The organism is Psychrosphaera haliotis (assembly GCF_009728465.1).
GTDB classification, from domain to species: domain Bacteria; phylum Pseudomonadota; class Gammaproteobacteria; order Enterobacterales; family Alteromonadaceae; genus Psychrosphaera; species Psychrosphaera haliotis.
This window is the reverse complement of sequence record NZ_WOCD01000005.1, coordinates 769,858-793,811: the sequence shown is the minus strand read 5'-3', so window position 1 is coordinate 793,811 and position 23,954 is coordinate 769,858. Positions and strand designations below refer to the sequence as shown.

The 23,954-nt window shown below is 41.7% G+C and carries 19 protein-coding genes, 2 tRNA genes and 3 rRNA genes; 9 read left to right on the top strand and 15 right to left on the bottom strand.

From position 1 onward, the window contains the following. The first annotated feature begins 8 nt into the window (after window positions 1-8). Together GNP35_RS14435 and hemB are read left to right on the top strand one after the other, a co-directional pair. A complete protein-coding gene (locus GNP35_RS14435) occupies window positions 9-1,808 on the top strand; it encodes a sensor domain-containing diguanylate cyclase (protein ID WP_155696943.1) in 1,800 nt (599 codons plus the stop codon). A gap of 3 nt (window positions 1,809-1,811) precedes the next feature. Continuing rightward, window positions 1,812-2,819, top strand: a complete 1,008-nt coding sequence (gene hemB / locus GNP35_RS14430) for a porphobilinogen synthase (protein ID WP_155696941.1) — start codon at window positions 1,812-1,814, stop codon at window positions 2,817-2,819. A gap of 129 nt (window positions 2,820-2,948) precedes the next feature. Here hemB and gppA read toward each other — a convergent pair whose 3' ends face one another. Next, entirely contained in the window at window positions 2,949-4,433 is a 1,485-nt protein-coding gene (gene gppA / locus GNP35_RS14425) for a guanosine-5'-triphosphate,3'-diphosphate diphosphatase (protein ID WP_155696939.1), read from the bottom strand. Window positions 4,434-4,455: 22 nt separating this feature from the next. Continuing rightward, a complete protein-coding gene (rhlB, locus tag GNP35_RS14420; RefSeq protein WP_155696937.1) occupies window positions 4,456-5,679 on the bottom strand; it encodes an ATP-dependent RNA helicase RhlB in 1,224 nt (407 codons plus the stop codon). A gap of 90 nt (window positions 5,680-5,769) precedes the next feature. Between rhlB and trxA the strand changes: the two genes are divergently transcribed. Then, window positions 5,770-6,093, top strand: coding sequence for a thioredoxin TrxA (gene trxA / locus GNP35_RS14415; RefSeq protein ID WP_155696935.1), 324 nt, complete (start codon window positions 5,770-5,772; stop codon window positions 6,091-6,093). Between the two features lie 87 nt (window positions 6,094-6,180). Here trxA and GNP35_RS14410 read toward each other — a convergent pair whose 3' ends face one another. The 6 genes from GNP35_RS14410 to GNP35_RS14385 all read right to left on the bottom strand — a co-directional run bounded on the left by GNP35_RS14410 (window position 6,181) and on the right by GNP35_RS14385 (window position 12,151). Next, entirely contained in the window at window positions 6,181-6,612 is a 432-nt protein-coding gene (locus tag GNP35_RS14410; RefSeq protein ID WP_155696933.1) for an HIT domain-containing protein, read from the bottom strand. A 218-nt stretch (window positions 6,613-6,830) separates the two neighbouring features. Then, window positions 6,831-6,945, bottom strand: a 5S ribosomal RNA gene (gene rrf / locus GNP35_RS14405). 120 nt (window positions 6,946-7,065) lie between these two features. Further along, a 23S ribosomal RNA gene (locus GNP35_RS14400) occupies window positions 7,066-9,944 on the bottom strand. Between the two features lie 299 nt (window positions 9,945-10,243). After that, window positions 10,244-10,319: transfer RNA gene (locus GNP35_RS14395), tRNA-Ala, on the bottom strand. A gap of 113 nt (window positions 10,320-10,432) precedes the next feature. Further along, window positions 10,433-10,509 (bottom strand) — tRNA-Ile (locus tag GNP35_RS14390). A 108-nt stretch (window positions 10,510-10,617) separates the two neighbouring features. Next, a 16S ribosomal RNA gene (locus GNP35_RS14385) occupies window positions 10,618-12,151 on the bottom strand. The 16S, 23S and 5S rRNA genes sit together here with 2 tRNA genes alongside, the layout of an rRNA operon. 508 nt (window positions 12,152-12,659) lie before the next feature. Here GNP35_RS14385 and GNP35_RS14380 point away from each other — a divergent pair. Then, a complete protein-coding gene (locus GNP35_RS14380) occupies window positions 12,660-13,199 on the top strand; it encodes a gamma carbonic anhydrase family protein (protein ID WP_155696931.1) in 540 nt (179 codons plus the stop codon). Window positions 13,200-13,317: 118 nt separating this feature from the next. On the opposite strand, the gene aroE is transcribed toward GNP35_RS14380, so the two are convergent. After that, complete coding sequence (gene aroE, locus GNP35_RS14375; RefSeq protein WP_155696929.1) at window positions 13,318-14,124, bottom strand: shikimate dehydrogenase; 807 nt, start codon at window positions 14,122-14,124, stop codon at window positions 13,318-13,320. 9 nt (window positions 14,125-14,133) lie between these two features. Here aroE and GNP35_RS14370 point away from each other — a divergent pair, with 9 nt between their 5' ends. Continuing rightward, window positions 14,134-14,583 (top strand): group II truncated hemoglobin, encoded by a 450-nt coding sequence (locus tag GNP35_RS14370; RefSeq protein ID WP_155696927.1) that lies wholly within the window; start codon window positions 14,134-14,136, stop codon window positions 14,581-14,583. An 85-nt stretch (window positions 14,584-14,668) separates the two neighbouring features. Here the strand turns inward: GNP35_RS14370 and hemF are convergent, their stop codons facing one another. The 6 genes from hemF to GNP35_RS14340 form a co-directional block, all read right to left on the bottom strand. Continuing rightward, window positions 14,669-15,583 carry an oxygen-dependent coproporphyrinogen oxidase gene (gene hemF / locus GNP35_RS14365; protein ID WP_155696925.1) on the bottom strand — a complete coding sequence of 305 codons (915 nt, stop codon included), beginning with the start codon at window positions 15,581-15,583 and terminating at the stop codon, window positions 14,669-14,671. Window positions 15,584-15,585: 2 nt separating this feature from the next. Next, complete coding sequence (gene tsaC / locus GNP35_RS14360; RefSeq protein WP_414153702.1) at window positions 15,586-16,164, bottom strand: L-threonylcarbamoyladenylate synthase type 1 TsaC; 579 nt, start codon at window positions 16,162-16,164, stop codon at window positions 15,586-15,588. A 17-nt stretch (window positions 16,165-16,181) separates the two neighbouring features. Next, a complete protein-coding gene (locus tag GNP35_RS14355; protein ID WP_155696921.1) occupies window positions 16,182-16,730 on the bottom strand; it encodes a DNA topoisomerase family protein in 549 nt (182 codons plus the stop codon). 95 nt (window positions 16,731-16,825) lie between these two features. Continuing rightward, window positions 16,826-17,299, bottom strand: coding sequence for a DUF494 family protein (locus GNP35_RS14350; protein WP_155696919.1), 474 nt, complete (start codon window positions 17,297-17,299; stop codon window positions 16,826-16,828). 15 nt (window positions 17,300-17,314) lie between these two features. Continuing rightward, window positions 17,315-18,415, bottom strand: a complete 1,101-nt coding sequence (gene dprA / locus GNP35_RS14345) for a DNA-processing protein DprA (protein ID WP_155696917.1) — start codon at window positions 18,413-18,415, stop codon at window positions 17,315-17,317. 28 nt (window positions 18,416-18,443) lie between these two features. Next, on the bottom strand, window positions 18,444-19,574 hold the full coding sequence (locus GNP35_RS14340; protein WP_230961442.1) for a LysM peptidoglycan-binding domain-containing protein: 1,131 nt from the start codon (window positions 19,572-19,574) through the stop codon (window positions 18,444-18,446). A gap of 108 nt (window positions 19,575-19,682) precedes the next feature. Between GNP35_RS14340 and def the strand changes: the two genes are divergently transcribed. The 4 genes from def to trkA are packed head-to-tail and all read left to right on the top strand — an operon-like array spanning window position 19,683 to window position 23,859. Next, on the top strand, window positions 19,683-20,189 hold the full coding sequence (gene def, locus GNP35_RS14335; protein ID WP_155696915.1) for a peptide deformylase: 507 nt from the start codon (window positions 19,683-19,685) through the stop codon (window positions 20,187-20,189). Window positions 20,190-20,203: 14 nt separating this feature from the next. Further along, entirely contained in the window at window positions 20,204-21,154 is a 951-nt protein-coding gene (fmt, locus tag GNP35_RS14330; protein WP_155696914.1) for a methionyl-tRNA formyltransferase, read from the top strand. Next, entirely contained in the window at window positions 21,151-22,455 is a 1,305-nt protein-coding gene (rsmB, locus tag GNP35_RS14325; RefSeq protein WP_155696912.1) for a 16S rRNA (cytosine(967)-C(5))-methyltransferase RsmB, read from the top strand. Before fmt ends, rsmB begins: the two co-directional genes overlap by 4 nt. A gap of 27 nt (window positions 22,456-22,482) precedes the next feature. Then, complete coding sequence (gene trkA, locus GNP35_RS14320) at window positions 22,483-23,859, top strand: Trk system potassium transporter TrkA (RefSeq protein WP_155696911.1); 1,377 nt, start codon at window positions 22,483-22,485, stop codon at window positions 23,857-23,859. Window positions 23,860-23,954 lie beyond the last annotated feature (95 nt).

Below are 23,954 nucleotides of genomic sequence, written 5' to 3'. Positions count from 1 at the left end.
TTAATTACATGCGTAATTTGGTCTTGATATTACTTTTAGTTCTGTCTCAAACAGCTATGGCCGAACCCACACCATATCAAATAGATTTAAATAAGGGATCAGTAAACTTAGTACCTTTTCTCGAATATAACATTGGCAATGACGATCCTCTTGAAACTCCGCCAATAGAAGGATGGAGCACCTTATCCGAAGATTTTATTAAATTTGGATATGATGATCGTGTTCATTGGTTTCGCTTTGGTTTACAGAACATAAACCCAAACCCCACGTCATTGTATATTGAACTTGATAATGCTCTTTTAGATAACGTCACTGTCTATACTTTGCATAATGGAAAAGTTCGCAGTGTACAAAACCTAGGTGATAACTACTCTTTTGTACTTCGTCCAGTCCTGCAAGAAACGTTTATTATCCCCATTTCATTATTAACCGATGAGTCTTTAGAGTTTTATATTGCAGTTCAGTCTCAGGGCACGGTGAACTTTCCACTAACCTTGTGGCAAAAAGAAAGTTTTCAGCAACAGGAAAACTACGATCGCCTTTTAGCGGGTTTATTTATCGGCATTATTTCTGCTGCAGTTTTCGCTTATCTTATTGTTTTTATTTTTAGCCAATCAAAAAATGCTTTGTTAGACGCGGCACTAATGATGTCGTTACTTATGATTACTCTGACAATGAATGGCTATGCGTTTCATTATATTTGGCCTGAATACCCATTGATGCAACAGCACGCTGTGTACCTTTTTAGTTGTATCGCAATGGCTTGTTCGGCTCTTTTAGCAAGAAACTATATTCATAGCGTTCAGGCTGGTCACCCTCTTACCGTCAGTTTTATTGGTATTGCTATTGGAGCAGTCGTTATATTGCCACTAACGCTTTATGTTAGTTATCAATGGGGCCTTTATTTGGTAATGGTTGCGGCAATCACATTGTGTTGTTTTCATATTTATTCTGGCTTTTGGCTTTGGAAGCAAGGCGTTCATGAGGATCAGGATTTAAACCTAGGCGTAGCCGTTTTATTAGCCGCTATGTTATTTATTGCGGTTAATAGTTTCACTGACGCTAATTTGCCCTTTACCAATTTAGACTTGCTACAGCTGGCTATGTTGGTATTAGTAACAATCTTGTCGGTCAGTATGATTAAGAAGAGAATGGAAAAAGATCATGAAACGCCATTTACTCTTGCATACGAAGACTTTGAACAATCTGATGATTTGCAAACCCAACTTGCTGAACAAAACCTTGAGTTACAGTTAACTCTGCGTGAACTGGAAGATAGAAATAACGAATTAGAGAAGATTAACACCTTAGACGCACTTTCAGGCATCCATAACCGCCGTCATTTTGATAAACGTATCCAAGCTGAAATTAGGCGCTCTAGAAGAGAGTTAACGCCATTATCGCTAATTATGTTTGATATTGATCACTTTAAGGCGGTTAACGACAAATTTGGCCATGTGGCAGGTGATGAAGTTATCCGAACTGTTGCTCATACTGGTGAAGAACAACTTAATCGGTCTTCAGATGAAATATTTAGATATGGCGGCGAAGAGTTTGCCATGTTACTACCGAACACTGATATTGCAGGTGCAGAGGTATTAGCTGAAAAAGTGAGAAAGAATATTGAAGAAGCGCAAATCGCAACTTCATCTGGCACCGTAAAGTGTACCGTTAGCTTAGGTGTTGCATGCACACAAAAAGAGCACAAACTCACACCGGAGCAGTTTGTTGAGCTTTCTGATAAAGCATTATACGCAGCAAAAAATAACGGTCGAAATTGTGTTGTCGTTCATAAAATAGAGGATTAATTAATGTTAGATAAAGGTTTAGGTCAATTCCCAAATACACGTATGCGACGCATGCGCTCGGATGATTTTTCTCGTCGTTTGATGCAGGAAAACGCATTAACAGTGAATGACTTAATTTATCCAATGTTTGTATTAGAGGGTAAAAACCGTCGTGAGAGCGTTGACTCTATGCCTGGTGTAGAACGTTTATCTATCGATCTTTTATTAGAAGAAGCAAAAGAATTGGTTGAATTGGGTATTCCGGCTATTGCCATTTTTCCAGTCACGCCAAGTGAAATAAAAACAGAATTAGCTGAAGAGTCTTATAATTCGGAAGGTTTGGCTCAAAAGGCGATTAAAGCCTTAAAAAAAGCCTATCCAGAGTTGGGTATTATTTCTGACGTTGCATTAGACCCGTTTACCGTGCATGGACAAGATGGGATTATTGATGATTCCGGTTATGTTCTTAACGACGTTACAACGGAAGTGTTAGTGAAGCAGGCCTTGTCTCACGCTGAAGCGGGCGTAGATATTGTTGCTCCTTCCGACATGATGGACGGCCGTATTGGCGCTATTAGAACAGCATTAGAAAAGGCTGGCTTTCACAATGTAAAAATAATGGCTTACTCAGCTAAGTACGCTTCTAGTTATTATGGCCCGTTTAGAGATGCTGTGGGCTCAGCTGGTAACTTGAAGGGGGCTGATAAAAAGAATTATCAAATGGACCCAGCTAATTCAAATGAAGCTATGAAGGAAATTGCTCTAGATCTTCAAGAGGGCGCTGATATGGTGATGGTTAAACCAGGTATGCCTTATTTAGATATTGTGCGTCGTGTTAAGAGTGAATTTGAAGTGCCTACTTTTGCTTACCAGGTCAGTGGGGAATATGCGATGCACATGGCGGCTATCCAAAATGGTTGGCTAGCGGAAGAACCGGTAATCATGGAATCTCTACTAGCATTTAAACGTGCGGGAGCAGATGGCATCCTTACTTACTTTGCAAAAACCGCAGCAAAGTGGCTTAAGCAATAGTATTTATAGCGTTTGTAGTATGCGTTAATTACTGAGCAATGGGCGTTATTTCTTTGGGAATTGTTATTCAAAAAATTGATACTTAAAGGTTTTTTCTTTTTTTGTGGTGGTTAAGGTTGTTAAGGTTAACTAAGTTAGCTTTAACTGCCAGCCCTGAAGTGCTTGGTAACTTGCTTCTTGATGCAACTCTGCGGCACTTAATGGATTAGCTTCTAACCAACCATTAGGAAGATGTATAGACAACTCTTCACCCACAATCGACACTTCAATATTAGGTAACACTTCATCTGTTCGTCGTAATGACAAGATGACTGATAATCTCAGTATACGCACTAACCGTATCGCTAATAATACTGACGTTGTGGTTTGCGCTGATAACATTGAGTGATCGATATCGTCACGATGGTTGCGCACTATAGCTGTTAATAAGTTCTTTTGGGCCGTGGTAAAACCCGGTAAGTTGGAGTTAGCCAACAAGTAGCTCGCATGAATTTGCTGATCTTTGTAACTAACCTGCAAACCGACTTCGTGAACCAACGCCGCCGACTTTAATATATCGATAGCCTCAAATTGATTTAAGTCCCAGTTCGGAGCTAGTTGTTCTGCTAATTCTAAACTAAGCTCAGAAACGCGCTGAGCGTGTCTAGTATCTATATGGTAACGTGTCATTACACTTTTAATTGTTCGCTCTCTTACGTTCAACTTCGTAAGCTCTGGCAGCATTGAGTAAAGCTGTCCTTCTCGAAGCGCACCGCCAGCGAGTGTCATTCCAGTTAAATTTAACTGTTTGAATATAGCAATAAGAATGGCTAAGCCACTTGGGAATACTAATCTTCGCTCTTGAACTAAGCCCTTAATTGCCAGCTTATCAAGAAATCCAAATGATACGGATTGCTGCATAATCGCATTAAGCCTTTCTAGGGTAATTATTTCGTCAAAACCCTGGGCCATCAGTATTTCTTGAATAGCCTGAACGGTACCCGACGCACCAACTTCTTCTTGCCAATCAAACGCACTGTACTTTGACTTTACGTTGTTGATTTCTAGTTCCGCAGCTTCAATCGCACTATTAAAGTTGGCTTCACTTAACACACCATTTTTAAAGTACCGGTCTAAATAGGTAACACACCCTACATTTATACTAGTAAACACTTGAGGCAAATGGCCCTCACCAGCTATAAGCTCTGTGCTTGCACCACCAATATCTATAACGAGTTTCTTTTTATTTGAACTTGATGTGTAAGCTGCACCTTTATATATAGTTTGAGCCTCTACTTCGCCAGAAATGATTTGGATTGGGAAACCAAGAATTTGTTCGGCTTTTTCAAGAAAGGTATCTACATTTTTAGCGAGTCGGAGAGTGGCGGTTCCAGAAATTTTTATATTCTCTCGGGGAATGTCTTGTAATCGCTCTGCAAAAAGATTGAGGCATTCCCAACCCCTTTGCATTGCTTCGTCAGATAAAAACATGTTTTCATTTAAACCTGACGCTAGTCGGACTTTTCGTTTAACCCGACCAATTATTTGCACACTACCTGCAACAACTTGGGCAATCATCATATGAAAGCTGTTTGACCCAAGATCTACTACTGCATAGCTTGTGTTATTTTGCATCCAATTACAGCCTTAACTGTTATTAGTTACTTCTGCGGCGCTGGCCATGATGATGTCTTCTCTTCGTATAACGAGGTTTAGGTACATCATCCAACAACGCTTCAGAATCATATTGGCTTACAGGAATAGCATGACCAATATATTCTTCTATTGCAGGTAAGTTATATACATAAGATTCGCACGCAAAGCTGATAGCTGCGCCACTGGCACCCGCACGCCCTGTACGTCCTATTCTATGCACATAATCTTCACGATCATCAGGTAAATCATAGTTATAAACATGAGATACTTCTGGAATGTGTAGACCACGAGCTGCAACATCTGTTGCTACTAAGAAGTCGATATCACCTTTTGCGAACGCTTCTAAAATAGATAAACGCTTACGCTGGTTAACGTCACCAGTTAGTAGACCGGCTCTATGTTTATCAGCCTTTAACCAATTATAAACCTGCTCACATGCGTGTTTAGTATTGGTAAATACGATGGCTTTTTCTGGCCAGTCATCTTCAATTAAAGATAAAAGTAATAAAGGTTTTTTATCTGATTCTGGATAAAAGAGCTCTTCACTAATACGAGTTCCAGTCATTCTCTCAGGTTCAACTTGAACATGAGTCGGTTCGTTCATGTGCGAATAAGCTAATTCTTTTACTTTATAGCTCATTGTTGCTGAGAAAACTAAGTTAACTCTTTCTGAACTCGCTGGCATTTTACTAAATAAGTAACGGATGTCGTTGATGAAACCAAGATCAAACATTCTATCTGCTTCGTCTAAAACAACAGCTTGAATACTATCTAGGTTATAAATACCTTGTTTTAAATAATCAATTACGCGACCCGTCGTGCCAATTAGTACGTCTACACCTTGTTCTAATTGTTTGCGTTGACTTTCGTACCCTTCGCCCCCATAAACAAGTCCAAGAGTTAAACCAGTAGCTTCAGCAAACGCAATTGCGTCTTTATGAATTTGGATGGCTAACTCACGGGTTGGGGCTAAAATAATAGCTCTTGGCTGGCCTTTAGCTTCTACGTTAAGAAGTTTATTAAAGGTCGCTGTAAGAAATGCGATGGTTTTCCCGGTCCCTGTTTGTGCTTGACCTGCAATGTCGACACCTTTTTCGATTAAGGGCATACACATGGCCTGAATCGGGGTACAATTTGCATAACCAGCAGAGGATAGGGCTTTTAATACATCTGGATGTATTGAAAAGTCGGAAAATTTTGTTTCAGTTAAATGTGTCTTATTCATAACGAATAAGCATAACCTTTAGCCTTGCAATAAGAAACAAATTAATCACAATAGAAGTATATTATTTATATATTAAATGCGGAGTATTAAATGAGCGATAAAATTATCAACATAACTGACGACAGCTTCGATTCAGTTATCAGCAGCGACAAGCCAGTTTTAGTAGACTTGTGGGCAGAATGGTGTGGTCCTTGTAAAATGATCGCTCCTATTCTTAGTGAAGTTGCAGAAGAAATGTCTGACAAAGTAACTATTACTAAGTTGAATATTGACCAAAACCCTAATACACCACCTAAATTTGGTGTTCGTGGTATTCCAACATTATTACTATTCAAAAATGGTGCTGTAGTAGGAACTAAAGTTGGTGCGTTAAGCAAAACTCAATTAGTTGAATTCTTAAACGACAACGTTTAATTATCAAATTAGTTAGCCGTACTTTCTATTAAGCTTGTAGTTTCAAGCTTGTATATACAAGGAATGGCTAACTACTTGAGTTCAGTATTAAGCTGGAAATACTTTAATTTCTTGATTTGACTGAATTTCTTTAAGGAGAGACTCTACGAAAGTAAGTCTCTTTTTTTGTTCCCAACATTCTGCTTCACCAATACCCCATATAGGACCTGGCCAGGTTAGGTCATTTTCAAACCTAGCAACTACATGCCAATGCAACTGCTCTACTACGTTACCTAAGTTAGCGACATTAACCTTTTTGCAACCAGTTACTATAGCCAGTGCGTTTGCAACAACATTACTTTCTTTTAATAACTGCTGAGCCTCGTCAACTTTAAGTTCATGAACTTCTTTAGCACCTTCGACTTTCGGGACTAACACTAACCATGGATACCGTTGATCGTTCTGTAGCCTCAGCTGACTGAGAGGTAACTCTGCAATTAAAATCGAATCACGCTCTATTCTGTGATCTAAAATAAACATATGAAGCCCTAATTCTTAATATTATTGATGAATTATACGTATTTTTTTCAAAACAAATAGATCAGAGGTAAGGGAGGGAATCTTAGAGCAGCCACATCAGTGCGATGTTGTAGCTGGTATGGTCAAATTCCAAACAATAAAAGGAGTTAAAAGGAATGAGATATAAATCGTAGGCAATAAAAAACCCCTCGCACAACGTGCAAGGGGTCAGTATGGGAGCCTGGCGGTGAGCTACTCTCGCATAGCAAATGCTACACTACCATCGCCGCAACTGCGTTTCACTTCTGAGTTCGAAATGGAATCAGGTGGGTCCACAGCGCTATTGCCACCAGGCAAAGCTGTTTGTAATCGATGTTTTATAAACACCGCTTACTTAAATTGTCTTAACAATTAGAAAACTGAATAAAATAAGGTAACTTTGATTATCTCTCTAGGAGAACACTTAAGCGTTGTATGGTTAAGCCTCACGGGCAATTAGTATAAGTTAGCTTAATGCCTCACAGCACTTCCACACCTTACCTATCAACGTTGTAGTCTTCAACGACCCTTTAGGACAGTTAAACTGTCAGGGATGACTCATCTCGAGGCTCGCTTCCCGCTTAGATGCTTTCAGCGGTTATCGATTCCGAACGTAGCTACCGGGCAATGCCATTGGCATGACAACCCGAACACCAGCGGTTCGTCCACTCCGGTCCTCTCGTACTAGGAGCAGCCCCTCTCAATCATCCAACGCCCACGGCAGATAGGGACCGAACTGTCTCACGACGTTCTAAACCCAGCTCGCGTACCACTTTAAATGGCGAACAGCCATACCCTTGGGACCGACTTCAGCCCCAGGATGTGATGAGCCGACATCGAGGTGCCAAACACCGCCGTCGATATGAACTCTTGGGCGGTATCAGCCTGTTATCCCCGGAGTACCTTTTATCCGTTGAGCGATGGCCCTTCCATACAGAGCCACCGGATCACTATGACCTACTTTCGTACCTGCTCGACATGTCCGTCTCGCAGTTAAGCTTGCTTCTACCATTACACTAACCGTACGATGTCCGACCGTACTTAGCAAACCTTCGTGCTCCTCCGTTACTCTTTGGGAGGAGACCGCCCCAGTCAAACTACCCACCAGACACTGTCCACAACCCCGATAAGGGGCCAATGTTAGAACATCAAACATACAAGGGTGGTATTTCAAGGATGGCTCCACCTGAACTGGCGTCCAAGTTTCATAGCCTCCCACCTATCCTACACATGTAGGTTCAATGTTCAGTGTCAAGCTGTAGTAAAGGTTCACGGGGTCTTTCCGTCTAGCCGCGGGTACACAGCATCTTCACTGCGATTTCAATTTCACTGAGTCTCGGGTGGAGACAGCGTGGCCATCATTACACCATTCGTGCAGGTCGGAACTTACCCGACAAGGAATTTCGCTACCTTAGGACCGTTATAGTTACGGCCGCCGTTTACCGGGGCTTCGATCATGAGCTTCTCCGAAGATAACCCAATCAATTAACCTTCCGGCACCGGGCAGGTGTCACACCGTATACGTCATCTTTCGATTTAGCACAGTGCTGTGTTTTTAATAAACAGTTGCAGCCACCAGGTCACTGCGACCCACTTCAGCTCCGACAGCAAGTGTCTTCACCTAACGTGGGCGTACCTTCTCCCGAAGTTACGGTACCATTTTGCCTAGTTCCTTCACCCGAGTTCTCTCAAGCGCCTTAGTATTCTCTACCTGACCACCTGTGTCGGTTTGGGGTACGGTTCTTAATCATCTGAAGCTTAGAGGCTTTTCCTGGAAGTATGGCATCAATGACTTCATCACCTTAGTGACTCGTCTCGTGTCTCAGTATTAGCCGCCCGGATTTACCTAAGCAGCCTACCTACACACTTTCACACGGACAACCATCGCCGTGCTCACCTAGCCTTCTCCGTCCCCCCATCGCAATGATTAAAAGTACAGAAATATTAATCTGTTTCCCATCGACTACGCATTTCTGCCTCGCCTTAGGGGCCGACTTACCCTACCCTGATTAGCATGGGATAGGAACCCTTGGTCTTTCGGCGTGGGGGTTTTTCACCCCCATTATCGTTACTCATGTCAACATTCGCACTTCTGATATGTCCAGCAGACTTCTCAATCCACCTTCAACCACTTACAGAACGCTCCCCTACCTAGCGAATAAATTCGCTACCGCAGCTTCGGTGTTATGCTTAGCCCCGTTACATCTTCCGCGCAGGCCGACTCGACTAGTGAGCTATTACGCTTTCTTTAAAGGGTGGCTGCTTCTAAGCCAACCTCCTAGCTGTCTAAGCCTTCCCACATCGTTTCCCACTTAGCATAAACTTTGGGACCTTAGCTGGCGGTCTGGGTTGTTTCCCTCTCCACGACGAACGTTAGCACCCGCCGTGTGTCTCCCGGATATTACTTTACGGTATTCGGAGTTTGCATGGGGTTGGTAAGCCGGGATGGCCCCCTAGCCCAAACAGTGCTCTACCCCCGTAAGTATTCGTCCGAGGCTCTACCTAAATAGATTTCGGGGAGAACCAGCTATCTCCCGGTTTGATTAGCCTTTCACTCCTAGCCACAGGTCATCCCCTAACTTTTCAACGTTAGTGGGTTCGGTCCTCCAGTTGATGTTACTCAACCTTCAACCTGCCCATGGCTAGATCACCGGGTTTCGGGTCTATACCTTGCAACTTATTCGCCCAGTTAAGACTCGGTTTCCCTACGGCTCCCCTATTCGGTTAACCTTGCTACAAAATATAAGTCGTTGACCCATTATACAAAAGGTACGCAGTCACAGAACAAGTCTGCTCCTACTGCTTGTACGTATACGGTTTCAGGTTCTATTTCACTCCCCTCACAGGGGTTCTTTTCGCCTTTCCCTCACGGTACTGGTTCACTATCGGTCAATTGGGAGTATTTAGCCTTAGAGGATGGTCCCCCTATCTTCAGTCAAAGTTTCTCGTGCTCCGACCTACTTAATATGTCCAACATGGCTTGTCGTGTACGGGACTATCACCCACTATCGTTGCACTTTCCAGAGCATTCCACTAAACCATGCTGATTCGGCTGTTTCCCGTTCGCTCGCCGCTACTTAGGAAATCTCGGTTGATTTCTTTTCCTCCGGGTACTTAGATGTTTCAGTTCTCCGGGTTCGCTTCGTATAGCTATGTATTCACTATACGATACCCTAAAAAGGGTGGGTTTCCCCATTCGGAAATTCTGGTTTATAACGGTTTTTATCACCTTAACCAGACTTATCGCAGATTAACACGTCCTTCATCGCCTCCAATTGCCAAGGCATCCACCGTATACGCTTATTCACTTAACCATACAACCTTAAATGCTCTCGCAGATTCAGTAGTATATTATGTGTCATATTTATTGGTTACTTGACTTGTATAAGGCCAAGAACCTGACATAAATAACGCTTGAGTTTTCTCTTACAGTGATAATCAAAATTATTTTTTTAGTTGTTGAATAACAAATAAATAAACAATAATGTTTACCTTATTTTTTTATCAGCTTTCCAAATTGTTAAAGAGCATGAGTTTATAAAAAACTCTAAACGATGCACACTAACTAATGTGTATGGTTTAGGGTTTTGAATCGAGAAACTGAGTGTCAGTATGGTGGAGCTACGCGGGATCGAACCGCGGACCTCTTGAATGCAAATCAAGCGCTCTCCCAGCTGAGCTATAGCCCCATACTGAAGTCACGTCATTAAAACGATTGTCCAAATCACATTTGACAAGGCATTTTGTTACGCGGTTTAGACTATCTAAACAAGTAACGAAATAACGCAGTCAGGTGAGATTTTGGTAGGCCTGGGCAGACTTGAACTGCCGACCTCACCCTTATCAGGGGTGCGCTCTAACCAGCTGAGCTACAGGCCTATCGTTTATGCTACAAACTCTCGAATGCAGCTAACAGCTTGCAGCTTTCTCGCTCATTATTCGTAATTAATTATTTGTGTGAACACTTCGAAGGTGTAACTTCGTATATAAGGAGGTGATCCAGCCGCAGGTTCCCCTACGGCTACCTTGTTACGACTTCACCCCAGTCATGAACCACAAAGTGGTGAACGCCCTCCCGAAGGTTAAGCTATCCACTTCTTTTGCAGCCCACTCCCATGGTGTGACGGGCGGTGTGTACAAGGCCCGGGAACGTATTCACCGTGGCATTCTGATCCACGATTACTAGCGATTCCGACTTCATGGAGTCGAGTTGCAGACTCCAATCCGGACTACGACAAGCTTTATGGGATCCGCTTACTCTCGCGAGTTTGCAACCCTTTGTACTTGCCATTGTAGCACGTGTGTAGCCCATCTCGTAAGGGCCATGATGACTTGACGTCGTCCCCACCTTCCTCCGGTTTGTCACCGGCAGTCTCCTTAGAGTTCCCACCATTACGTGCTGGCAACTAAGGATAAGGGTTGCGCTCGTTGCGGGACTTAACCCAACATTTCACAACACGAGCTGACGACAGCCATGCAGCACCTGTCTCAGAGTTCCCGAAGGCACTAAAGCGTCTCTGCTAAATTCTCTGGATGTCAAGAGATGGTAAGGTTCTTCGCGTTGCATCGAATTAAACCACATGCTCCACCGCTTGTGCGGGCCCCCGTCAATTCATTTGAGTTTTAACCTTGCGGCCGTACTCCCCAGGCGGTCTACTTAATGCGTTAGCTGCGCAAGACAGAGCTTAAGCTCCAAACTGCTAGTAGACATCGTTTACGGCGTGGACTACCAGGGTATCTAATCCTGTTTGCTACCCACGCTTTCGTACATGAGCGTCAGTGTCGACCCAGGTGGCTGCCTTCGCCATTGGTATTCCTTCAGATCTCTACGCATTTCACCGCTACACCTGAAATTCTACCACCCTCTGTCGCACTCTAGCCATCCAGTTTCAAATGCAGTTCCCAGGTTGAGCCCGGGGCTTTCACATCTGACTTAAATGGCCGCCTGCGTACGCTTTACGCCCAGTAATTCCGATTAACGCTCGCACCCTCCGTATTACCGCGGCTGCTGGCACGGAGTTAGCCGGTGCTTCTTCTGCGAGTAACGTCACACCTAGCCGGTATTAACGACTAAGCTTTCCTCCTCGCTGAAAGTGCTTTACAACCCGAAGGCCTTCTTCACACACGCGGCATGGCTGCATCAGGCTTTCGCCCATTGTGCAATATTCCCCACTGCTGCCTCCCGTAGGAGTCTGGACCGTGTCTCAGTTCCAGTGTGGCTGATCATCCTCTCAGACCAGCTAGGGATCGTGGGCTTGGTGAGCCTTTACCTCACCAACTACCTAATCCCACTTGGGCTTCTCTAAAGGCGGGAGCCGAAGCCCCCTTTGAGCCGTAGCTATCATGCGGTATTAGCAGTCGTTTCCAACTGTTGTCCCCCACCTAAAGGCAAATTCCCAAGCATTACTCACCCGTCCGCCACTCGTCAGCAACTAGCAAGCTAGTTCTGTTACCGTTCGACTTGCATGTGTTAGGCCTGCCGCCAGCGTTCAATCTGAGCCATGATCAAACTCTTCACTTAAAAGTTTAATCGCTACCCATTGAATTCTGTTCAAATAAATTTCGTTCAGACACTCAATTGATAGTTACAAGTACTAAGCTGCCTTCCGAAGAAGAACCTTAGTGTGTTTTGTTACTACTCATCGGAGTGCCCACACAAATAATTAATTACAAATTGTTAAAGAACGTTTAGAGCCTTTCTGCTCTTGGTCTCGACTCTGTCTCAACCGGGATGCGCATTCTACACTTCCCTAATTCGTTGTCAACGTTTTTAGTAAATCTTTTTCGTTATTTTGAAGAAGTTTTCTAAACCGTTTTGAGTCAATCCAAACCACCTTCACTTAACGTTTCAAGCCGTTTGATGTCTCCCTGACAACGAGGACGCATTATAGAGATCTAATTACGTTGCGCAAGCGCTTTTTTGAAAAAGATTTTTGTTTGGCTATAATAACTACAAACCGCATATTTATTGGCTTATTTGTTCGAAAAGTAGGATATTTAAGCCTTACCTTAGCTAATGGGAGCTAATCATGAGAAACATTAAGTCTTATAAAAGTATAACGCCTACAATAAAAGAAAACTGTTACATAGATGATAGTGCCGTTCTTTATGGTGATATAACGTTAGAGCAAGACGTTAGTATTTGGCCACTTGTTGCAGCAAGGGGAGATGTTAATACTATATCTATAGGTGCAAGGACAAACGTACAAGACGGAAGTGTGCTTCACGTAACTCGAAAATCTAAAGGAAACCCAAACGGCAATCCTTTAATAATAGGAGAAGACGTCACCGTTGGCCATAAAGCAATGTTGCATGGGTGTCAGCTCGGTAATCGTATATTAGTAGGTATGGGTGCAATAATTATGGATGGCGTAATTGTTAATGATGATGTCATCATAGGTGCAGGTTCATTAGTGCCACCGAACAAAGTATTAGAAAGCGGTTATCTATATGTAGGAAACCCAGCTAAACAAGCAAGACCATTAAAGGAGTCTGAATTAGCATTTTTAACTATATCGTCACAAAACTATGTAAAACTTAAAAATGAATATATAGAAGAACATTCCTAGGTTTTACTTATATATGTTACCTATCTTATTAACCACAACGGTAGGTAACATAAATAGAAGGGAGCCTAATAAAAGGGGACCTAATATAGAAATGAATAGATGGCCTAGTCAATCACGACTATACGTTAGACAATAGATTCCGTACTGCCTGCGTTTTTGGCATCACACCATTCCAAACATAAAAAGCCTCAGCAGCTTGTTCAACTAACATTCCTAGCCCATTAATAAGCGTTACATCTGGATTAATTTTCTCAGCCCATGCTAAAAAGGACGTTTGTTCGTTTGAATAGTACATGTCATATACTGCGATCGCTTCGCTAAATATAATAGAGCTCACAACAGGTAACTCTTTGTATACTGAACTTGAAGTTGCATTGATTACAATATCAAATGAGTCAGTTACTTCATCTAAACCCAAGGCAGATAGCTTTTCACTATTAGACTCGTCGACAATTCGCTGCGCTTTGTCTTTTGTGCGATTAGCAATCATAATAGATTTCGGTTTCGCATTTAACAAGGCAGGGATGCAACCTCGCGTAGCGCCACCAGCTCCAATCACTAATATACGACGGTCTTCAATAGTTACCTCGTTGTATACAAGATCTCTCACTAAGCCTTCACCATCTGTATTGTCACCAAAGAGAGTATTGTCTTTTATATATAAAGTATTAACGGCCCCAGATAATTTTGCTCGGTCAGTAACATGCTTACATAAGCTAAAAGCTCTTTCTTTAAATGGCAATGTTACATTAGCCCCAGCAATACCATTTTCAAAAAGCTTCAATACGTCTTCTTCAAAGCTATCTAATTCTAATAATTGTTTACTGTAAGTAAGCTCTATACCAAGTTGTTTTGCGAATTCTTCATGTATAATAGGCGACTTTGAATGCGCGATTGGATTTCCAATTACTAAAAATTTCTTCATGAGCTTCTTATGTTAAATAAACTGAAATCAAAATTACTCGGCAACGACCAGCAAAAGGGTAACTACCAATCCCATCTTTCACCAAGTCAGTCACCATATGACCGCATGGGCAAAGATAAAGTAATGCTATTGGCCAATGCTTTTTATGATGAAATGGAAAATAACACAGACGCAGAAGAACTTCATAGTATTCATCCGCAACCAATGAATGCAATTAGAGTTAAGTTTTTCGAATTTTTAAGTGGCTGGTTAGGTGGACCTGACTTATTTGCAGAAAAATACGGCCACCCGAGACTTCGAGCGAGACATTTACCGTTTGCGATAGATCATAAAATGTATGAACAATGGATGTTATGTATGACCATTGCACTCGATAAAGTACTGGCCGACGACCCAGTGTTAAAAGCTGACTTGCGAGCTAAGTTTGATCAATTAGCTGCTCATATGATTAATCAGTAGGTGATAGACGAGTGGCTAGGAAACCCCAAGGCACTCGCATTAACTATTAACTATTAACTATTAACTATTAACTATTAACTATTAACTATAGATTAAGATAGTTTTGTGGCTGCAGGTAGCGCTCATATAAAAGCGCTTCTAGCGATCCAGCTTCAGGGCTATATTGATATTCCCAGCGTGCCAAAGGCGGCATCGACATTAAGATAGATTCCGTTCGTCCGCCAGTTTGCAGACCAAATAAAGTGCCACGGTCCCAAACTAAATTAAACTCTACGTAACGTCCTCGTCTATAAAGCTGAAACTGTCGTTGATGCTCAGTCACCGGAGTGTCTTTACGTTTTTCTACTAAAGGCTGATAAGCGTCTATAAAACCATTGCCAACCGCTTTGGTAAATTCAAAGCTTTTTTCAAATCCCCACTCGTTTAAATCGTCAAAAAATAATCCACCAACACCTCGAGTCTCTTCACGGTGTTTTAAGTAAAAGTATTCATCACACCACTTTTTATACTTTGGATAAATATCGTCACCAAATGGTGCGCACAAATCAAATGCCGTCTGATGCCAGTGAACAACATCTTCTTCTATTGGGTAATAAGGAGTAAGGTCAAAACCACCACCAAACCACCAAACTGGCTCTGCACCTTCTTTTTCAGCAATAAAAAAACGAACATTTGCGTGAGTGGTCGGGATATGAGGATTGCGTGGGTGAATCACGAGTGAAACACCACAGGCATTAAAGCTGCGACCCTCTAGTTCTGGTCGGTGTGCTGTAGCCGATGCTGGCATATTTGCGCCAAAAACGTGGGAAAAATTAACACCTGCTTGTTCAAATACATTGCCGTCTTTTAAAACTCGACTTCGGCCACCGCCGCCTTCTTCTCTAATCCATTGATCTTGCTCAAATTCGCCGCCATCTAATTTTGAAAGCTGCTGAGTAATATTGTCTTGTAAAGACATAAAAAACGATTTTGCTTGTTCCAATAACTTGTGTTCGTGCAAAACTAACTCCTGAAGATTTCGCCAGTTAAAGAATGTTTAATTATCGATGGTTTATCGCTACCGCCGAGTGATTCATTTACATATATAGAAACATCACTACCAAATACTTTCATTGCTTCACCAATATTATTACATACCGGCTCTGTTGTACGGTTGGCACTCGTAGACACAATAGGGCGATTAAACGTTTTACAAATACGTTGAATAGTAGGGTGGGCGCTTATACGAATAGCAATCATATCGCTACCACCAGTGATCCACTTAGGCGCTGAAGCTTTAGCTGGTAATAGCCAAGTAATAGGGCCTGGCCAAGATGAAAATATCTCAGGCCTCTTTTCAATTGGCACTTTATCAAAATCAAAGTAGTCATGGCATTGTGATAAATTTTGCGCCACGAGTATCAAGCCTTTTTCTACAGGCCTATTTTTCGCAGCTAGCAGTTTCATTACCGCAGCTTCATTTTCAGGATCGCACCCTATACCCCAAACAGCCTCGGTAGGGTAAACAATCAATTCACCTTGCTGTAAAGCTTCTATTTCATTTGTGGGTTTAATTAAATTTGAGTCAGTCATATTCTTCATCGCAATCTATATGTAAATTAAGCTTCTGTGTGAGTATACCCACAAGACTTGTTTATGCATCGTTGATGATTATTCTTGTCGAGCACCAATAACGGACTCTGGCAGTCAGGGCAAGTGTGATTGAGCGGCCTGTCATTTAGTAAGAAGTCGCATTTAGGGTATTGGTCGCAGGCATAAAAAACTTTGCCTTTTTTGCCTGAGCGCTGATGTAACTCACCTTTATCGCAAGCTGGACAAGGAACTGGTTCATAGTCTTCGTCGTCATCTTCTTTTACAATAAAGTGACAATCAGGGTAATTAGTACAGCCAATGAACATACCGTATTTACCAGATTTTACCGCAAGGTCGCCTTCGCACTCTGGACAACACACGTCATCTAATACTTTAACAACCTGAACTTCATTGTGGGATGTCAGTGGTTTGGTATATTCACAGCTAGGGTATTGAGAACATGCCCAAAACGCGCCTTTACTGCCAGATTTAATCAACAATTCAGCACTGCATTCAGGGCATACTTGATTCGTTGAGCTATCAGTTGGTGTTGTCGCCTTCGAATTTGAAGTCATAAATACCAAGGTGTTAAAAAGAAGATGGAGAGGATCTTAGCCACTCCATTTCTTTTAGCAATGAAATTTTGTCAAACCGTGTAATTTAATCCAGTTTAATGAAGTAGGCCGTCTGGCTCTTCAAATACTAGGTTTTCCATTTGTTCAAATGCAGCTTCTTTACCGGGCACATTAAAGAGCACCATGAGCACAACCCACTTAAGGTCATCAAGGCCTATTTGAGACTCTTCCAGTTCCATTACTCGGTCAATAACCATTTCTCTAGTGGCTACATCTAGTAAATTGATTTGTTCTAGAAATAATAGAAAACCCTGACATTCAGTATCGAGCTTCATGGACTCTTCAAGGGTAAAGATACGACTGGATAGGGCAGTCTGCCCAATAATGAAAGGAGCAATGTCGTTAGATTGCAGATCGGCTAGATCCTCTAACCACATCAGCGCTTTGTAAATATCGTCTTCGTGAAAACCTGCCTTTTTAAGCTCTTTGGTTAATTCACCTTCGTCAACCCAAAGCTCTGAGTTGTCGTTAACGATATTTTCGAAAAGGTACAAAAGGATATCAAACATAATCTCGCCCCTTTGTTATTTATTATTAATGTTAGTGTGAACCTTTATATAGCCGCCGGGCACGGCGTTTATATGCCCCAATATTTCTAAATTCAACAGCTCTATTAACACCTGTTCCACTGGCAAGTTTGAGCGCTGAGAAATAACATCAACTGAGGTGGTTTCATGATCAACATTAGCTAACAATGTTGTGTCTGCCAAGTTGTTTTTTTCAATTTCAACGAAACTCTCACCTTGGTATACGTCCGCCATACTTTTCCCGATGACATGTTCGTATTCAGTTAATATATCGGCCGGTGTTTGAACCAATTTAGCCCCTTTTTGAATCAGGTTATGACAACCCACTGAAACATCACTAAATATATTACCTGGCACAGCAAAAACATCACGATTCGCCTCTAAGGCATATTTGGCAGTAATTAAAGAACCACTTTTTAACGCAGCCTCAACAACTAAAGTGCCTAAACTTAAACCGGCTATGATTCTATTACGTCTAGGAAAGTGAAATGACTGTGGTGTTTCAAATGGCATAAACTCACTAACTAACAAACCATCATTATCAACAATGCGTTTTGCTAATTGCTCGTGTCTTTTGGGGTATATATTGGCATGGCCTGAACCCATAACCGCAACTGTATAACCTTTATTGTCCAAGGTGGCTTGATGAGCCATTGCATCAACACCTAGCGCTAAACCGCTATTAACAACCAATCCATGTCTGGATATTTCTGCTGCTAAATATTTTGTCACTTCACAGCCGTAGGCCGTTGGTGTTCTGGAGCCAACAAATGCAATTTGCGGTCGATTTAAAAGGCTAATATTACCTTGTGAAAAAAGAACAATAGGCGGTCTTGCAGTATTTAGTAAGGCTTGAGGGTAATTACCATCTTCGATGGATATTAATTGAATGTGGTTGCGATTCAGATAGCTAATTACGTTTGAATAATCATGAGATGAGGTTAGGTAATCAATTTGAGCAGACGATAAACCTAATTCTATTAATTGTGTATTCGATAACTCAAAAAGACTGAGTAAAGACGGGAGTTTTTGGAATAATTTATGAAGTGTCGCAACGCCCAATTTAGGGCATTGCAACAAGGTTAACCACTCTTGCATTTAGTAAGTGCTCCATCAGGATCACCTACTAGTTTGGAGTGTTAATTTTATCTCCAACGTAAACAGGCGACTTGTTTTTAGTAATGATGCCGTAGCTAACTTTGTCATAAACTTTAAAAATCATTAGCTGGCCAACATCTTCAAATGGCATTTCATAAATACCTTTGTGTTCATCGCCTCTGAATAGATTTTTAACAACGCCAACAAATTTTTCGTAACGAGTTGCATCTTCTTGATATTTTGGACCTAAACCTTGATCAACAACCGTTGGAGACTGTCTAGATATCGTTAAGATATTGCCAGCAGCAATATTGTCACCTTTGCCTTTATTAATAATCACCACATCATATTTGCTCACACCCGCTAAGTCAGATGGAGTGGCAATGATACTGGCATTCATTTCTGTATTTACTTCCACCATCTTAAAAAATGCAGGTAAAGCCTGACCTTCACGGATTGGCATAACCACATCGCTTGCTCTAACTTCTTGCTTGGCAGTAGTAATACGAATTTTCCCCGGTACGCCTTCAGCAGGATCACCAGAGTTAATAAGATCGGCCACCGCAACTAATACCGCTTCATAACCTAAAACGTCTTCCGAATCAGGATCAGTGTAGGTTTTACCTTTACGATAAATGGCAAATTTGCTTTCCGATTTTAAGTCACCCTTAATATAGAGTAAGTCTCCAGGTAATGCTCGCTTCACAGTGCGATCTGTACCTAGTACATAAGGTAGGCTATTGATAGTGTCTTCATCTAACGCTAGTTCGTAACTAAGAAAGGACTCTAGAGCGTTAAGTGGAACCATAGGAATAGGCTCATCTTTTTTATAGGCAATTCGCTTTTGAGGAGACAGGCTGAATGAGCGCTTACCCATTACTAATTTTGGTGTACCGTCAGCTTCATAAACTAACTTCAGCTGGTCACCAGGGTAAATCAAATGGGGATTCTTAACTTGCGGGTTTAATTTCCATAACTTTGGCCACAACCACGGGTCATTCAGGAATAAACTCGAAATATCCCACAAAGTATCACCTTTTTTAACGACATATTCCGACGGCGCGTCTTTGCGTATTGTTAACGTATCGGCTATTAATGTAGTTATATGAAGTGAACTAATAACTAGCGCTAGCATCGTTAAGCGAATTAGTACACGCATTCCCTTTTCCCTATAATTATTATTATCAACATGTTGTTCTGTTAATAGTGAATCTAAACAGTTAAAATTACAAGTACACGATGTTATTTGGCGAGGCATAAAAAGATTATGGCAATTTTAGACGTATTACGTTTTCCTGATGAGCGACTACGTACGGTAGCAAAACCGATAGAAGTAGTTGATGACACTATAAAAACTCTTATTGATGACATGTTTGAAACCATGTATGACGAAAACGGTGTAGGACTAGCGGCATCACAAGTAAACCAACACGTTCGTTTATTTGTAACTGATTGCGGTGATGAAGAACGTGAACCTCACGTGTTTATTAACCCTGAAATTATTTCTAAAGAAGGCATGATGATCAACGAGGAAGGTTGTTTGTCGGTTCCTCACTGTTATGCAAAAGTTGAACGTGGCGAAACCGTCACAGTGCGAGCGCTTGACCGTGATGGCAATACATTTGAAATGGATGCCGAAGGCTTATTGGCAATTTGTATTCAACACGAAAATGACCACTTGGATGGTAAATTATTTGTTGATTATTTATCACCGTTAAAACGTGAACGAATTAAGAAAAAGCTAGCTAAAGAAGCTAAATTAGCCGCTCAATAAAACTTAGGTAAAATATGACCTCTTCGCCTTTAAGAATTGTGTTTGCTGGTACTCCAGAATTTGCAGCACAACACCTTTCACATTTAATTACTGAGAACTTCAACATAGTTGGCTGTTATACACAGCCTGATCGTCCTGCGGGCCGTGGTAAAAAACTACAACCAAGCGCGGTTAAGAGCGTTGCTTTGGAACATGACATTCCAGTATTTCAGCCTCAAACATTTAAGGTTGAAGAAGCACAACAAGAATTAGCAGCGCTTAATGCCGATTTAATGATTGTAGTGGCCTATGGGCTTATTTTACCTAAAGCGGTACTTGATACGCCAAAACTAGGTTGCATCAATGTTCATGGTTCTATTTTACCTAAATGGCGCGGTGCGGCACCTATTCAAAGAGCCGTTCTGACGGGTGATGCACAAACCGGTGTTACCATAATGCAAATGGACATTGGCTTGGACACTGGAGACATGTTACTGATTGAAACCTGTGATATTGAAAGCTCTGATACTAGCGGCAGTGTTTATGAGAAGCTTCAACAGCTTGGTCCTAAAGCTCTAGTCACTGCGGTAAATAAAATTGCCAACAACGACATTGTAGCCATCAAACAAGATGACAACGAAGCAACCTATGCGCACAAATTAACTAAAGAAGAAGCCATCATAAACTGGTCTGATTCTGCTGAACAAATTGAGCGTAATATTCGTGGTTATCAACCTTGGCCTGTCGCCACTACTCAGTTAGCTGAACATACAATTAAAATTTGGCAAGCAAATGTGGTTAGTGAAAGCACTAATGCGGCACCAGGTACTATTTTATCAGCAGACAAAAACGGAATTGCGATAGCTACCGGAAAGGGCGTGCTTAACATTATGCAACTCCAACCTCCGGGTAAAAAACCTATGAGTGCATCGGACTTTGTTAACGGTCGTGGCGAATGGGTTGTTCCAGGAAGTATAATTAAATGAAAGTAACAAATGTAAGAGCGGCGGCCGCGGAAACACTTTTAGCGGTTATGGATAAAGGTGTTTCTTTATCTGAAGCGTTGCCAAAAGCTCAGCTTAAAATACCTGCAAAAGATCATGCCTTATTGCAAGAGATGTGTTTTGGCGCAATACGCTTTTTTCCTCGCTTTGACGCGATTACTAACCAGTTGCTATCAAAAAAGCTGAAAGGTAAACAACGTTTATTCCACCACTTGATCATTATTGGAATTTATCAGCTAGAAGAAATGCGAATTCCACAGCACGCTGCCGTTGCTGAAACGGTTCAAGCGGCGGTAAGTCTTAAAGCGCAAGGTTTAAAAGGGCTAATTAATGCCTGTCTGCGTAACTTTATGCGCAATAGAGACAACCTTTTTTCAAAAATAAACAATCCTGTAACTGAATATAGCCACCCAAGCTGGTTTATTAAAAGGGTGCAAGACGCTTATCCTGATCAATGGCAATCGATTTTAACGTCGAACTTAGAACGCGCACCAATGTGGCTAAGAGTTCATACTAATAATGTATCAACTACTGAGTTTTGCGATGCATTAGATGACGCGAAAATTGAATACTCTCAACCATTAGCTGATGCGAATGCCATATTATTAGCGGCACCAAAACCAGTAGATAAATTGCCTGGATTTGAGCAAGGTTGGTTTACGGTTCAAGACGGAGCAGCTCAACATGCAGCCCACTTACTGTCTCCTGAAGATGGGGAATCTGTGCTTGATGCCTGTGCGGCTCCTGGTGGTAAAACTTGCCACATTTTAGATTTAGCCAAATGTGACGTTACCGCAGCCGATATTGATCAAACACGTTTAGACCGCGTCACTGAAAATTTAGAGCGCTTAGGCGAAACGGCGACACTTATTCAAGGCGATTTAACTATCCCTGCCACATTGCCAGAGACGCAATTTGATCGCATTTTATTAGATGCACCGTGTTCTGCTACTGGTGTTATCAGACGTCACCCTGACATAAAATGGTTAAGACGTTCTGAAGATATTGATAACTTAGCCGGTGTGCAAAAAGGCATACTTAATACGCTTTGGGCAAAACTAAAGCCAGGTGGAATAATGGTTTATGCCACTTGCTCTATTTTACCTAGCGAAAATAAAGACCTTATGAAAGCATTTTTAGCCTCTCAGGCAGACGCTAAATTAATCCCTATTAATTCACCAATAAGCGGTGAAGAGTCAATTGAAAATCCGGGCTGGCAAATTTTACCTGGTGAGCATAATATGGATGGTTTCTATTACTGTCGCATACAAAAACAACAATAAAATTGATAGGTTAGTAAACCAAATACTATGAAAATAATTATCTTAGGGGCAGGTCAAGTTGGTGCCACTCTTGCTGAAAATTTAGCAGGTGAAGAAAACGATATCACTATGGTGGATATTGATCCTGAACCGCTGCATACGCTTCAAGATAAATATGACTTACAAGTTGTTGTTGGGCACTGTTCACACCCAGATGTGTTAAGGCAAGCTGGCGCAGAGCATGCTGACATGCTGATCGCGGTAACGCGCAGTGACGAAGTCAACATGATGGCGTGTCAGGTGGCGTATAGTATTTTTAATACCCCTAAAAAGATTGCTCGGATTCGTTCTCAAGCTTACCTACTTTATCAAGAGCAGTTATTCCAAAATAGTGACTTACCTGTGGACAAGTACATTGCCCCGGAAGAATTAGTGACTAAGTACATACACCGACTTATTGAATCTCCAGGTGCCCTTCAAGTTTTAGAATTTGCTAATGGTTTAGTCTCCCTTGTTGCCGTAAAAGCTTATTATGGTGGTTCTTTGGTTGGTTACGCACTATCAACACTAAAAGAGCACATTCCCAACGTTGAAACTCGAGTTGCTGCTATTTACCGAAAGGGCCAAGCTATAAAGCCAGTGGGAAATACAGTTATTGAAGCTGACGATGAGGTTTTCTTTATTGTTGCCACCAAACATATTCGCCAGGTAATGGAAGAGCTACAAAAGCTAGAAGACAGTTACAAACGTATAATGATTGTGGGTGGCGGTAATATTGGTGCAGGTTTAGCGAAAATATTAGAAAAAAGATACCGAGTGAAGTTGATTGAAATGGATCAACAACGGGCTGAAAGCTTATCTCAATTACTTGAACATACTACTGTTTTTACTGGCGATGCGTCAGATCAGGAATTGTTAGCCGAAGAACAAATAGAACAAACCGATGTCTTCATTGCGGTAACAAACGATGATGAAGCAAATATCATGTCTGCAATGCTCGCTAAAAAGATGGGCGTTCAGAAAACCATGGTACTTATTCAACGTAGTGCTTATGTCGATTTGGTACAGGGTAGGGATGTTGATATTGCTATCTCTCCACAACAAGCGACTATATCTGCATTGTTGACTCACGTTCGAAAAGGCGACGTAGTAAATGTTTACTCACTTCGACGTGGAGCTGCAGAGGCGATTGAAGCAATTGCTCATGGTGACAAGAACACATCTAAGGTAGTGGGGCGTTCAATTCAAGAACTAAAACTGCCGCCACAAACCACCATAGGTGCAATTGTAAGAAATGCAGAAGTCATCATTGCTCACGATGATACGGTTATTGAAAGCGAAGATCATGTGATTCTATTTTTGATTGATAAAAAGCACATCAACGAAGTGGAAAAACTATTCCAAGTCTCTGCGCTTTTCCTCTAGTTAACGGCTACCAACAAATAGCAGTGACTTGTAAAAGCTGTTTGTTATAAAAGCTGTGTGTTATAAAAAGGACCTGAATATAGGTCCTTTTTGTA